This is a genomic window from Pseudanabaena biceps PCC 7429, assembly GCF_000332215.1.
Taxonomy (GTDB): domain Bacteria; phylum Cyanobacteriota; class Cyanobacteriia; order Pseudanabaenales; family Pseudanabaenaceae; genus Pseudanabaena; species Pseudanabaena biceps.
Map to the genome: position 1 here is coordinate 1 of NZ_ALWB01000138.1, position 14,264 is coordinate 14,264.

Here is a 14,264-nt window from a genome sequence, read left to right on the forward strand (position 1 = left end):
TATCTAGACTAGTTAGAAGACCTTATCCTTTCTAAGAAGTTGGAAATCACATTGGGGCCATTTGGAATTTTATTCATCATTACAACACTTCTTTACCTGCTCGGTCATCCTTTCCTTTTTAGGACTACCTAGATCTTCATAAATTAGATCTTCATAAATCGAAACGAAGATATAAAGACTCATATATATCTCATATATAAGGTAGCTCCTGTAGGAAAGGGAACTAAGAAAATAATATGGGTTTTGCTATCTTTCTCCAACAAGAAGGATTAAAATCGTTCCCAATTGCTATAGAACAAGACAAATGAGAAAACTAATTTTTGTAGCTCTTGCTGCAATAATACCTAGCCTTAGTCCTTGTGAAGCATTTGCACAACTATCTTTAACCTGTCCTTCCACAGGCAGCCTAGCGCTAAGTGGACAATATACCTTTATTACAGCGACTCCTGCTCAATGCAGTCTAGTAGTTGATAATACTGTTAGTAGTATTGGCGTTACGATTAGCCTTTCCAATGCCGTTTTAACTTCAATTAGTGGATCGGCTAAGACAAATCCCTCTGGTACTACGACAACAGCACAATTAACCTATAGCAATAGTGGAAATAAGAGTGTCAGTCAGAATGCCAGTATAACTGATACCTTTTCAGGATCGACTACCACTCCTATGGCAATAAGTATGCAATCAACAAGACTCAATAAATTCTTTGCAGGTACTTACATGTACGGAGTCACTATAAATATAACTTCACCTTGAAATTATCAAGACGTAATAAATGTTGAAATTAACATCCATTAAGCAAAGTATTTCGATTATTACAAGTATTGGGATTTGTGGATTGTTACTCTCCCAAAAACCAGCCGAAGCTCAAGTTAATGTGTCGCCTCTAATCATAACTACGAAAGCCAAGCAAGGAACTGCGACAGGTTCTATTACCCTAGTGAATACTGGTAATGCTGTCGTAAAAATGAAGTTATACGCCAATCCCTTTACCTATGGTTCTAAGGGGTTCCAAGTTATAGAATCTAGTCCCAACGATTTATCTCCCTATCTCATTTTTTCGCCAACCGAAGTAGTTTTAGAACCAAAGCAAACCCGTAGGGTTAGATTATTAGCCCGACTCTTACCTAGTATGAACTTAGGCGAGTATCGAACTGTTATTTTTGCCGAGCCCGTTAAGCCACCAAATAGTTTAGAGCAGAAAGGAGGGTTGAATATCACGACTCGTGTTGGAGTGGTAGTATATGTTCGTCAAGGTGAAACTCTTGAAAGCTTAATTCCCCAAGAAATTAGTTATGATTCTAAAACTAAAGAAATCTATTTATCAGTTCTCAATAAAGGCAATGTGACTATTCGCACTCAAGGTAAATGGGAACTAAGGCAAGAGGGAAAACAAAGTTTAGAAGGTCAAATTACTACTACTACAGTTATTGCTGAAAGTATGAGAAATATTTCCATTAAGCTCACTAAAGAGCAGGCAAAAGAAAATATACCTTCTGGCAAATATCAACTTACAGGAGAATTGTCTTGGGGAGACCCGCTTAATCCTACACAGGTGCCCTTCAATTTCCCAGTTACCATTCCATAGCATCTGAGATTGTACCCGATTTAATCAACACTCTATAAACATGAAGCTTGTATACAAGACTAATACAAGTCTGGTTTCTTTTCGTCTAAATATAGCGAAAATTTGCACGATCAGTGTATTTCTTGGCATTTTGGGTATGGATATGCTGGTCAATGCCCAAGAATTAAAGAAAGAAGACTTGAGTAAGCGATCTTTAGCTTCAAAAATTACGATTCCTGTAAATCAACGAGAGCTTACTCCTAAATTCTCTCCCGTCGCTCCAGCTAGTTCTAAGTCTAGCCCCAAATTATCCCAAAACCTTTCAATTCTTCCGATGGGCATTAATCTTGGAGCAAATAATGTCATTCCTTCCGTAACGGTCAAGGGTTCAGAAAATGGTAAAGAAGCTATTGATTTTAACAACTGGCTAATTCCCTTTGCCGATGTTACTAAAGCCTTACAATTTAATGTGACTCCCAAAGATGATGGGCAGCTAGAATTGCGATCCGTTGGCTCAATCATTACTATCGATCCCAAAGTCCTCATAAACGATCCAGATATTGGTCAAGCCATTTCGATCGAGCAAATTAGGAATCTTTTAAAAACCCCCGTTGAATTTAGTATTGCCGAATATGCGATCGTTTTGTCTCCCTCTTGGCTAACTGGCAGAATTAGTAATCGTCCCTATCAGGAACAGGAAGCTCCGATTAATTTAGTAGGATTACAACAAGTTACACCGCCATCTTTTGGTCTTACGGGAATCTCTTTGCGAACAAGCTTGAATCAAACGCAAACCGCAAATTCTAATAATCTCTATAACAATCTAAATAATAGTGTAAATAGCAACTTAAATACCAACTCGGAATTTAAAACTATAGGTGTCATTGCTGGTGGAAGCTTATTTTCGAGAACTCAGCAACTTAATAATAATGGGGTTAATAGTTGGCAACTAAATGAACTGCAATATTTTCGCCCTAGTCCATATTCAGACTATTTGATAGGTACTCAATTACCTTTTTGGAGCAGATTCGATCGCAACCAAAGTGATTATTTTGGTGTAACGCTAATCCAGCGTTCAGGTTATACAGCAGCCAATAATACTAATTTTGCCTATGGTGGTGTTACCCCTCAGCAAAGACTTAGCGCTAATGAGCTTGTCCGAAATATTACAGGAGAAGCTAAACCTGGCACCTTAGTTCAATTAGTTACCCAAAATGATAATTTGATCGTTGCGGAAAAACTTGTAAATAGTTCTGGGAAATACAATTTTGATGCTGTGGTGACTGCTAATAATTCTTTAACTGGGAATGGAAATATTAATTATAAGTTGCTGCTTTATCCAGCAGGCGACTTAAGTGCTAAACCAGAAGAAGTTTCTTTAAATTACCGCAATTTACAAAGTCAAGTTAGTGCAGGAAAATCAGCTTTTATTATTAGCGCAGGTTTAAACCGCATCTCAGGCAATGATAACTTCTTTGGTAGTTTCGGCGACTTTAAAGGTGGTGCAGCTTATTATTTGGGACTGACTGATGAGATCACCTTTGGGGCTGGATTGGTTTATGATTCTTCTACTCAACCCTATGGCGAAATACTTTATCAGCCAGTAAATTCACCGCTAACCTTGAGGGTTGGGGTATTGGCTGGTAATAAGATTAGTTTTAATGCTGATGTTAGCTATATAACTAATGATTTTAGCTTGAGATTGGGAGGCGATGAAAGGTCTTTTGTCTCTAACCTATACTGGACATTAAGTCCGCAACTTGCTCTGTTTTCTAATTGGTACTCTGGTGGAATCAATAATGGATTAGAATCAGGCTTTAACCTCAATCTTAATTCCATATTTTTAAGCTTAAGTTATAATGCTGATAAGGGGATTAGTGGTAATTTGCGTGCTAATGTAGCTCCATTTTTGTTCGGCATTCGCAGATTCAATCAACAAATTTCTTCTGAATTAATCTACAACCTTGCTAATAAGCGCTTCTTTAATTCTGGTGATACTGCCATTAGCCTTAACTATGAGACTAGTGATCACAATTATTTAGCAAGTCTCAATTTAGTTTATCGAACTCCTTGGACAGATAGGGATGGCAAAAGTTTATTAGACCTATCAATTGGTTATGGCGTTAGCTCTCAAGGAAATGGATTGATTGCTTCGGCATCTACAGCTATTCTTCCAGGCATAGGATTGAGATTAGCCTATAAGCAAGTCGGCTTAAATAACAATAATTCTTCGATAAGCCTTAGTCTCTTTACTAGTGTACTATTGCAATCTGGTGCGGATTTGAGTAGTGACGAATCAAAATTAGATAAGTTACGCACTCAAGGAGGTGTCCTATTGCAGCCATTTTTTGATAAAAATAATAATGGAGTTCGAGATGATGGCGAGGATCTTTATACCGAAGATATTGAAACGCTATTCCTAATTAATAATCAACCCCTTAGTAGGTTTGGAATATCTCATCCTAAAGTTGTTCGTGAAGGAGTTTTATTTGAGTTACCACCAAATACCTATCGATTAGATATAGATCCAGCAGGTTATCCTCTTGGTTGGAAATCATCATCGAAAGCTTATGCAGTAACAGTTGCTCCTGGTACTTATACAACTATTACAATTCCACTCGCTCCATCCTATGTAGTTACGGGAAGAGCGATCGATAAAGATGGAAAGCCGATCATAGGTGCTAATGTGGAATTTGTGTCGCGCAGTAATCCCAAGAAGCGATTTGCATCAATTACTAATAATGCTGGAATTTATTATCTTGAAGACCTCAAAGTAGATATTTATAAGTTGTTTGTTAATGGTAAGTCTGCCCAACCCAGTATCTTAGAAATAAATTCTGATTCCAAGAGTTTCCTAGAACTTAATATACAGCCATAGGTTCTATGCTTATTAAGCATCTGATCGTGCCACAAAATGAAAATAGTAGCTACATAAATCTCAAGAAGAGAATGGTGGGGCGAAGCCCCACCATTCTCTTCTTGAGACACTTAGTGTTTACGATCGCCGATTGAGAATATCCTTTGCCATTTTCAGAAAATAATCTGGACTGGTGGCGGCTGGATCGCCATTGCTGCCTATTCCAGAACTATTGGAATCATTAGTTTTTTTGGCAATATCGAGATCGGATAAAACCACAGGTGTAATATCGAGGGTATTCGGTGGAAGTGATTCTGATTGTGCAGGAGTCAAAGCCTTGGGGGTATGGAGCAAATAAACAATGCGATCGCCTTTTTCCCATAACATATCGGCAGAGACAATTTGCAATTGTCCTTTGCGCTCAAACAGCAAAGGCAAAAGAATTCCCGCATTAAACATCGTGTTAAAACGGTTCAATTGATCTTGCAGTTCCTCATCGGTGAGCAAAAACTCGCCAACTCTTACTTCTCGTTGCAAAATATATTGATTCCATGTTTTGATCGGAACGCGCGCGCTAAAAGCCTGCTGGACTTCAGGTTGTCCATTGCGATCGCCTTCATTTTCTTTAATATAAACTGCAAATACCTTGGGTGGATTGAACTCTTTTGCGGCTAGTTGTGCCATCACGATATTTACATCGGTATTGACCGTCAAGGCGACAAAGGTTCCTACTGAGTCTAGTCCTGCTTGAGCCAAGGATTTAGAATCTAGTCCATTACTGACAAAGGCAGGAATATCATAGGCAGCCGCCTGCTTGCAAAGCTCGGCGCTCGTATCGATAATCGCCACTCGCTGCCCGTTGGACTGAAACAGTCGCGCCACTAAGATGCCGATGGGATTACTGCCAATAATCACCAAGCCAGAGATATCCGATTGATTCAGTCCGAGGATTCTGGCAACAAACTTCGCGGATAGACCCTGTAAAAAAACGGTCATGGCGATCGTCAGAAATACCAGTGCTTTAATGGATTCCCCTCCATTAACCCCCCGTTCGGTTAATAAAATTGAAAAAAGGGAAGCAACGGAAGCGGCGACAATGCCTCTCGGTGCGCACCAAGATAGAAAAGCTTTTTGTCGCCAAGTGAGACTGCTATTCCAAGTGCTGACAATCACATTAAGCGGACGGACAATCAACATTAAAAAGAGAACTGTCTGTACCCCACCCCAACCTAAAGCGAAGATACTCGGAATCGACAAATTGGCGGAAAGTAAAATAAAGAGAACGGAAACAATGAGGGCTACTAATTGGCTTTTAAACTTGAGCAATGCGCGACTATTGGGAATCTCTGAAGCCCTGAGGACTATGCCCATCAGTACGACTGCGGTTAATCCCGATTCGCTCTGAATTTCTTGAGCAATCCCAAATAGCCCGAGCACTGCGGCGACGACGACGGCACTTTTGGTATCCTCAGCCAGAAATACCGCCTGTTGTAAAAATCGACCCAATAACCAACCTGCGATCGCTCCTAGTAAGCCCCCTACTCCTAATCGCAATCCCAGATCGCTGACCACCGCAAACACGCTTGAGGTGGGATTTAACGCGACATCGAGAACTACTACGGCAAGTACTGCACCGATCGCATCGATCAATACCCCTTCACCCTCAAGGATTGTAGCAAGGCGACGATCTAGCCCCACTTCTTCCACGATGGGATTCACCACTGTGGGACCAGTGACGACGACTAGGGCTGCATACAAAAAAGCGATCGTCCAAGGAAATTCGCTCAACCAGTAAGCCGCAACCCCACCGCCAATTAAAGTGATCAAAGTCCCAATGGTGATTAAGTTTCGTAAACTGGCGGAGACCTTACCGAGTTCTTTGAGCTGGAGATTGAGTCCGCCATCAAACAAAATCAATGCCACGGAGATAGATACGATCGCCTCTAAGCCATCACCCAACAGACGCGGCTGTACTAAATTTAAGCCATTGCCCCCCAGCGCCACACCAAAAAGCAATAAAAACACGATACTCGGCACACGAAAAAAATTCGCTATGACGCGAGCAGAGATACCTGCCACGATCGCAATAATAATGATTAAAGAGAGAGACCCTTCCATGCGGAGGTTCGCCTATAAATTACAGCAACTTGCAATCAAAACAACCGTCGGATTTTATAAGAAATTTTTATTAGAAATGCTTTTTGCATCCCCCTTCATCAAATTTCTGGCTCAGTGCCGCACTGTGAGATAAACCGAGGCTTTTATCTGGATAAGGCTAAACCTACCTACTCTAATGATACTGAAAGCATGACATTAAACTGGTCTTCAAAGGGCTGTTTCTTATAATCCAAACTCCAAAGTTCTAAACTACAGGGATCGTTAGGTTGTCGAGGAGAAAGTTGCAAAGTACAGGCGCGGGTGCGAATATTACACACCACCCGAATTGCCGCGATCGCTCCAATTTGACGGCGGTCTAGGGCAGTCGCCAGACGTAAAAAGGTGCTAGCTTGCCGTACAAACAGCTTGAGATGCTCGTTATCTAAATTTTGGAAATTGTCATGTTTCTTCTTTGGTTCGCTCTTGCGATGGTAACGGGCAAGATTGGCGATCGTTTCGATTTCAGATTCGGTATACCCCAGCAATTCCCCATTACGGATTAAGTAATAGGAGTGCTTGTGGTGAGCGTCATGGCTGATGTGATGCCCCGCATTATGTAACATGGCGGCTGCCCAGAGCAAATGTCTTTCCTCGTGACCCCATTCATGGAAAATCCCCTTGGTTTGATCAAAGAGACTGAGGGCATGAGCGGCGACCTGTTTGGCGTAACTAAGGTCAATGCCATATTTATCAGCAAGTTTGAGAATGCTGCGATCGCGGATTGTACTCTGATAGCGCCAACCATCTTCGATATAACCGTGGCGGATCATCCAATCCACAACTAAACCTTCACGCAAAGCACTTTGACAAAGCGTGATTTTGGGAACTCCCAATAGTCGCATCGTTTCTAAAAGAACTAATGCTCCTGCCAAAATAATCTCGGCGCGCTTTTGACGTACCATGAGGGTGCGTTCTTCTAGATCGGCGCGCCGCAACCGCCATACAATATTTTCGAGATCGGCAAAGGGAATCTCATAGCCTTGGAGCGGATTGGGAACTAGTCCCGTTTTTTCTTTGGAATGCAAAATTGCGAGGGTTTCAATCGTTCCTGACGTACCGATCGCTTTAAGAGATTTAATATTTTTACTATGGAGTAGCGATCGTAAATCATCGGTAGGGCGCTCGATCGATCCCAGAATATATCCCATCAAATAGTCATAGTCCGATGGGGAAATTGGATCGCTCTTCACAAATAAATCCGTTAGACGAACTGCCCCAATCTTGGTGCTGCTCAGGTACATCGGATCGCGACCATCCCCCAAAATCATCTCCGTAGAACCGCCACCAATATCAATTAATAGATGAGGTTCATCCCTGAGTTCCATTGCCGAAATTACCCCTAAATAAATGCGGCGAGCTTCTTCCTGTCCTGAGATAACTTCAATATGTAAGCCTAATTCTTCATAAATGCGGCGGATAAAATCATGCCCGTTGGGAGCCTCACGGGTAGCACTAGTGGCGACTGCTACGATTTCTTCAACCTTAAGAGTGCGACAGATCTCTTGACATCGTTTTAAAGCCTCTAACGATCGCTGCATGGCATCTTCGGTCAAATTGCCTGTTTGGGAACAGCGTTCTCCTAGACGCACTGTCGCTTTTTCTGACTCAATCACAGTAAAACTAGGAATCGAAGTTTTTATTTCCACAATTACCATGTGAATGGAATTGGTGCCAACATCGATCGCTGCTAGAGTTTTGACATCTGAAGTCATAGGAGGTTTCCGCGAAATATCTTACGCCATGTTAAATGAAAAGCTGCCAGAATAGAAACTACATTCGGTTAGTTGCGAGGGGGAAAGCAACTACCATATTTCTAATACAAATGCGAATACTATGGGAAAGAAGCCAGTAATTTTAGTCATTGATGACGAACCAGCTAATTTTGATGTCATCGAAATTTTGCTTTTTAAAGACGGATACGAGCTTCATCATCAAGACAATGGGGCGGATGCGATCGCCTCCCTAGATAGGATCAACCCTGACATTATTTTACTCGATGTGATGATGCCCGATATGGATGGCATTGAGGTCTGTCAACAAATTAAAAGCGATCGGCAATGGCAACATATCCCCATTATTATTGTTACGGCTCTGGCTGATAAAGAGGATCTAGCCCGTTGTTTGGATGCTGGGGCAGATGACTTTATCAGTAAACCAATTAATAGTACAGAACTCCGCGCCCGCGTCATCTCAATGCTGCGCATCAAGTCGCAATACGATCGCTTGCAAGAAACGATGCTGTTGCGTGAAGAAATGATGCAAACCATCGTCCATGATCTGCGCAATCCCCTCATCGGTATTTTGCTGGGTTGTGACTCTCTCAGAGGTTTAGAACTACCCGATCGCGCCACCAGAAGAATCGACCAAATTAGTAAAGCGATCGAGCAAATGCGACTGCTCATTGACGATATTTTAACTATTGGCAGGATCGAGGCGAATAAATTGATCCTCAATCGCACCAAGATCGACATGACTGATCTAACTAAAACGGTGCTAGCGGGATTTGCCCCCATTGCCCAGCGCAAACAAATTGCGATCGTTAGTGAGTTTACCGACGAGCCCACCTATATCTCTGGCGACCTATACCTAATTCGCCGTGTATTAGACAACTTAATTGATAATGCGCTGAAGTTCTCGCCCCAGAAAAGCTCGGTAACGATCAAAGTGGGATGTCTGCCCAAAAATCCCGATCGCCAAGATCTAATTAAGATTCAAGTAATCGATGAGGGTGTAGGGATCAGCTCGCACCAAAAACAGGTCATCTTTGAAAAGTACGAAGTTGGCAATATTGTACTGGGAGTATCTCAAATTGGGCTTGGGCTTTCTTTTTGTAAAATGACTCTTGAAGCTCATCAAGGCTCGATCTCAGTGACGAACAATCAACCTCAAGGTTCAATTTTTACGATTTTCCTAAATCGTCAATAAGTAATACTAATTCCCAAAATGGCAACGCCATTTTGGGGATCTCAAAACCTTACTGGTTTTGTTTCTTAACGTCAGTTCGGGTTAAGCTGGCAAATTTTAAAAGCCCAAAAGTAAAAGCCTTGCGTAGCAAGGCTTTTACTTTTGGGCTTTTAGATAGGGTTTGCGTAGCCAACCCTGTCTAAAATCTCGTTACTTAGGTATTACTAATTTAGTAACGACCGCCGCCACCGCCAGACTTATTGTAACCACCGCGACCGCCGCCGCCGCCTCTGTTACCGCCGCCGCCAAACGAGTCATTATTCTCGCGAGGCTTAGCCTTGTTAACCTTGAGTACGCGACCCATCCATTCTGCTCCGTCCAATGCTGTAATGGCAGCATCTTCTTCAGCGTCTTGGCTCATTTCCACGAAGGCAAAGCCACGAGCGCGACCAGTTTCGCGATCGGTAGGGAAATGAACGCGAGTTACCTTGCCGTAATCTTCAAACACGGGCTTCAAATGATCTTGAGTAACTTCATAGGACAAGTTACCAACGTAAATAGACATTATGCTTTCTCCAAGAATTCAATGAGTATGTAGAGATAGAGATGTCGGAGAGAAGCTTGTCACGATGAAACAGAAAAAAACTGTCAGTACAGAAAACAATTACTACAACCGATAAATACTTTTACCTTACGGTCAATAGTCTAGCGCATAAGCTTTAAGTTTGGACATATTGTTACATTTTATTTATTTTTATGGTGATCGCCTACTCTGAAGTCCGTCTTTAGCAAAACCACTGTCACCAATAATTTAATATTGTTAATAATATTGTTAATATTGATATAAATTTCAGATAAGTACCTAGGCGCAATTAAATATAAAATCCCAAAATCTGTAGCGCACGCTACAGGTTTTGATGTTGGAATTATGCCCAGCTACTTAAATGGTAAGAAAATAGTCAAAATTTCGCCATCATAGGCGGCAACGCTAGAATGCATTCTCACCGTAAGTTTGCCGCCTAGAGCCTTGAGCAAGGTCTTGGTAGTGGGTAAGCTCAGGCTTAATGTGCCTGTCTCAGGCTGCAACATCAGCCATTGTCCTACCGCCTTAAGCAATGGCAGATCGCTTCCGCCCTGCTGCATTACTTGGGACTGAAATTGTAATTTTAAATATTCGCCTGCACTGGTGAGAATTAATTGGATGTGACTATCGGGGGGGAAACTCCGAATTAGACGATCAACCAGACCGTTAAGGACTTGAGATAAAAGTAATGCATTACTTAAAATCGCGGGAATTTCGGTCGGTAAGATCATTTCAAGTGAGATCTGTCTCCTACCTGCATGGTCTTGCCATCGCATAAATCCGTCACTTAAAATCTGCTCGATTTGCGTTGCTTCTAGCACGATTGGATAGTTATCCAGTTGCGCTGCTTCAAAAATCAAGTTAAATCTTTCGATCTGTTCTGTGCATTCAGCATCTACCCGATCCAGTCGGTTTTTGACTTCCACCGATATATCCTTGCGCCGTTTGAGCGATCGCACTAACATGCGAATTGTGGTGAGTGGCGTTCGCACCTCATGGGTAATCGCTTTGATGATATCGACTTCTTGAATTTCGGGGATCGGCAACTCTTGATGGATGGAGGATTGAGCCATCAAGATCGCCCCCAATCTTGCCATGATTTGATAGGGAGGCAATATAGGCGGAAACTGTTGCAGCTTAATTTGCCATAAAGACTGTTGCTCGGCACGACGGATACGGGGCAAAAGCACCGCGATCGCAGTTTGAATAGCTAGGGGATGTAACGACCAGATGCAACTATGACTTGTATTGGAAGAGACGACTAAAGCACTAAAGACATCAGTTACTAAAATGCATAGCCATTCTTGATTGAGAGGGTCGGATTTGGGGATGGTAACTACCTGAGTGTCACCAAGGGGCAAAGTCCCTGTGGGAAATAAGGATGACTTGCTAGTGGTAAATACCCATGTTTGTAAATCATTCTGGTGAAAGGTAGCATTGGCAAAAATGTAAGGGTGGTGGGCGATCGAAAATCCCTTCAGCTTTGTCTGCATAGATAACTGTTGGAGAACTGCGATCGCCCGATGCCAAAATTCCTTAGCTTCAGTTTGATGTAATTCCTCGACCAACTCATAAATCTGCGGATCTTGGTGCAATGCCTCGTATATTGTTGCCAATCCTGTCGCCAATGTTCGTTACCTTCAGACTATTTATAGGCTTTTACCAAAAATCGAGAAAACCCAACTCCCAAATTTTCCATGGAAGTATTGTAAATTGGAAGCGCAATCCTAAGGAATAAGTCTCCAAAACCTCCAAAACCAACAAAACCGACAAATTATGACTTATACCAATTCACTGAAGTGAACCAACACTTCAATGAATTAAACTTCAATGAATTAAAAAGTAAACCCAGTAAGGTTTTGAGATCCCCAAAATGGCAACGCCATTTTGGGAATTGGTAAGGCTAGCGACCTTGGGCAAGTGCAGTTTCGGCACGGTCAAATTCTTGTAATAGGCGATCGCGAGTCTTGGCAGGAACAGCCCGCTTCATCGAGCCGTTATAGTATCCAGCCAGAGTATTTAAGGCTGTGGACATAGTTGTATAGGAATACAAACCTCCCTTGTCGTGATCAGCACGATAGCGCGATACATAGGCATTGATCTTATACCTAGCCGCAGTCTTTACCGCAGCGCGATTTTCAGCATTTTCGGGCAAATTAATAGCTTCGCGTAAAGTTTTAATGGTGTCGGTAGTATCAGCAATATAATCACCCGTCAATCCTGCATTAACGAGCGTTTGAATTTCTTTGGTAGATAAACCATCGCTTTTTCTGCTAAACAATGCCGCTTCGGCTCCAGATGTAAAGCTACCAATTACGATCGAAGTCACCAATATCAAAGCGATCGCGAAACGAAATAGGCTTTTTAAAGAAACCTGTAAAACCTCTAAGCGTTCGTGTAAGGACTCGTATTTTGCCTTCATATTTTATAAATTTATAAAAATATACAGTTGTTGTCATTAATAATCTTATGGCTTTTCGGACAACCTCCCCCAGTATCCAAAGGAGGGGATCGCAATGTCATGACTTCATGACATTGCGATCCCCAGCTAAATTTACCCGCACAATCGCTACAACAATGATGGGTATTTGGTTTTAGCTAAACCCATACCATGAAAACCTCTAATAAGTTCGCTTAAACCAATAGAAGATAACCATTTCAAGCATTGACCATCTCGAAAAATTTGGCAGAATAGTTCTAGCTACAGAACGAATACTCAGTTAGACACACAAAGACGACTGAGATAGACATCATTACAAGCAGTTGGAGGTTAATTGTATGGCGAGGGAACGTCCTCCCCTAGAAGAAATGACCTTGCGTCAACTTCGCAAAGTAGCAGCAGAGCTAGAGATTTCTCGCTATAGTCGGATGCGAAAATCTCAGCTATTAGCTGATATCCAAACTATTCTCTCGGCTCAAGGTGCTGCCTCAACCCAAACAGATCGTAGTAATTCGGAGATACAAGAAATCGTGGAAGCTTCAAAGTTTAACTTGGGTAGTGAAGAAACAGAAGAGAATTTAGAATCACTTGCTGATATCGATCAAAGCATCGGTGATTTGCCAAGTGGCTATGGTGAAAGCCGTATCGTTCTATTACCTCGCGATCCGCAATGGGCTTATGTATATTGGGATGTACCCAATTCCCAAAAAGAAGAGTTGCGTCGTCAAGGCGGACAGCAACTGGCTCTGCGGTTGTACGATGCCACGGATATTAACCTAGACTATCAAACTCCCAATAACTTACAAGAGTACAACAGCGACGAACTTGCAAGGGAATGGTATCTGCCGATCCCCATTAGCGATCGCGACTATGTAGCAGAATTAGGATATCGCTGTGCCGATGGTCGCTGGTTAGTCCTAACCCGCTCCAAAGTAGTTCACGTTCCACCCGTATTTCCCTCAGAATGGGTAGAAGACAACTTCATCACTGTACCTTGGGATCAAAACCTCAAAGGACAAACCTTCTTTACATTAGTTCCTCCTGCGAAGAAAGTTGTTCCCGTTCCTGAAGAACCCGTAACCACTAGCGATAGTTCCTACGATGAAATCTTCAATATCGCGCGTGAAGCTGAAGTTCAGAGAATCTCTGGTTCTCTCTATGGCTCCATGCAGCATGAATCGGGAATTGGCGTGGCTCCTGAATCCTTAAGCTCCTTCGTCTTCCCATCAGGCGCAGGTTTGTTTGCGGGTGCGGCAGGTGCAATTAGCGCTAGCGGCATTAACTACTCTGGCATCGGTATGATGTCTAGCTATAGTTTCTTCTCTAGCGAAACGCCGATCCGTCCTCGACAGTTTTGGTTAGTTGCTGATGCGGAACTAATTGTCTATGGTGCAACGGAGCCTGATGCCTCTGTCACTATTGGCGGTCGCCCCATCAAGCTTAATGCGGATGGTACATTCCGTTTCCACACTTCTTTCCAAGATGGTATTCAAGACTATCCTATCTTTGCCGTTGCAGCCGATGGCGAGCAGAATCGGGCGATTCACATGAAGTTCGAGCGTCAAACCCTCGAACGTCGGACAAACACGAAGGAAGAAGCCATTCCTGAATGGATTAGCTAAATGGTTGAGAGATTGCCAAGCAATCTTTTAAACAAAACAGCCCTGCTTAGCAGGGCTGTTTTGTTTTCACTCTAGAACTTTTGATCTAGGACGAATTAACCCCCAAGAATTGACTGGCGGCGCGAAGCGCCGCCAG

Annotated in this window: 10 protein-coding genes; 5 read left to right on the forward strand and 5 right to left on the reverse strand. The window is 42.5% G+C overall.

From position 1 onward, the window contains the following. The first annotated feature begins 304 nt into the window (after positions 1-304). Genes PSE7429_RS15005 through PSE7429_RS15015 form a run of 3 tightly spaced genes read left to right on the forward strand, consistent with a single transcriptional unit; the run spans position 305 to position 4,443 of the window. On the forward strand, positions 305-754 hold the full coding sequence (locus tag PSE7429_RS15005; protein WP_009628095.1) for a hypothetical protein: 450 nt from the start codon (positions 305-307) through the stop codon (positions 752-754). Between the two features lie 19 nt (positions 755-773). After that, positions 774-1,586, forward strand: coding sequence for a hypothetical protein (locus PSE7429_RS15010; protein WP_009628096.1), 813 nt, complete (start codon positions 774-776; stop codon positions 1,584-1,586). 40 nt (positions 1,587-1,626) lie between these two features. Further along, entirely contained in the window at positions 1,627-4,443 is a 2,817-nt protein-coding gene (locus PSE7429_RS15015) for a carboxypeptidase-like regulatory domain-containing protein (protein ID WP_009628097.1), read from the forward strand. 117 nt (positions 4,444-4,560) lie between these two features. Here the strand turns inward: PSE7429_RS15015 and PSE7429_RS15020 are convergent, their stop codons facing one another. Both PSE7429_RS15020 and PSE7429_RS15025 read right to left on the reverse strand, forming a co-directional pair. Then, positions 4,561-6,540, reverse strand: a complete 1,980-nt coding sequence (locus PSE7429_RS15020; RefSeq protein ID WP_009628099.1) for a sodium:proton antiporter — start codon at positions 6,538-6,540, stop codon at positions 4,561-4,563. A 167-nt stretch (positions 6,541-6,707) separates the two neighbouring features. Next, entirely contained in the window at positions 6,708-8,291 is a 1,584-nt protein-coding gene (locus PSE7429_RS15025) for a Ppx/GppA phosphatase family protein (RefSeq protein ID WP_009628100.1), read from the reverse strand. Between the two features lie 121 nt (positions 8,292-8,412). On the opposite strand from PSE7429_RS15025, the gene PSE7429_RS15030 reads away from it, so the two are divergent. After that, positions 8,413-9,504: a hybrid sensor histidine kinase/response regulator gene (locus PSE7429_RS15030; RefSeq protein ID WP_009628101.1), complete on the forward strand. Its 1,092-nt coding sequence runs from the start codon at positions 8,413-8,415 to the stop codon at positions 9,502-9,504. Positions 9,505-9,712: 208 nt separating this feature from the next. Here the strand turns inward: PSE7429_RS15030 and PSE7429_RS15035 are convergent, their stop codons facing one another. From PSE7429_RS15035 to PSE7429_RS15045, 3 genes are all read right to left on the reverse strand, one after another. Beyond that, positions 9,713-10,048, reverse strand: coding sequence for an RNA recognition motif domain-containing protein (locus tag PSE7429_RS15035; RefSeq protein WP_009628102.1), 336 nt, complete (start codon positions 10,046-10,048; stop codon positions 9,713-9,715). 371 nt (positions 10,049-10,419) lie between these two features. Then, on the reverse strand, positions 10,420-11,682 hold the full coding sequence (locus PSE7429_RS15040) for a sensor histidine kinase (protein WP_233424361.1): 1,263 nt from the start codon (positions 11,680-11,682) through the stop codon (positions 10,420-10,422). 287 nt (positions 11,683-11,969) lie between these two features. Further along, complete coding sequence (locus tag PSE7429_RS15045) at positions 11,970-12,488, reverse strand: hypothetical protein (protein ID WP_009628104.1); 519 nt, start codon at positions 12,486-12,488, stop codon at positions 11,970-11,972. Positions 12,489-12,844: 356 nt separating this feature from the next. On the opposite strand from PSE7429_RS15045, the gene PSE7429_RS15050 reads away from it, so the two are divergent. Beyond that, positions 12,845-14,128, forward strand: a complete 1,284-nt coding sequence (locus tag PSE7429_RS15050) for a DUF4912 domain-containing protein (RefSeq protein ID WP_009628105.1) — start codon at positions 12,845-12,847, stop codon at positions 14,126-14,128. Positions 14,129-14,264: the final 136 nt, after the last annotated feature.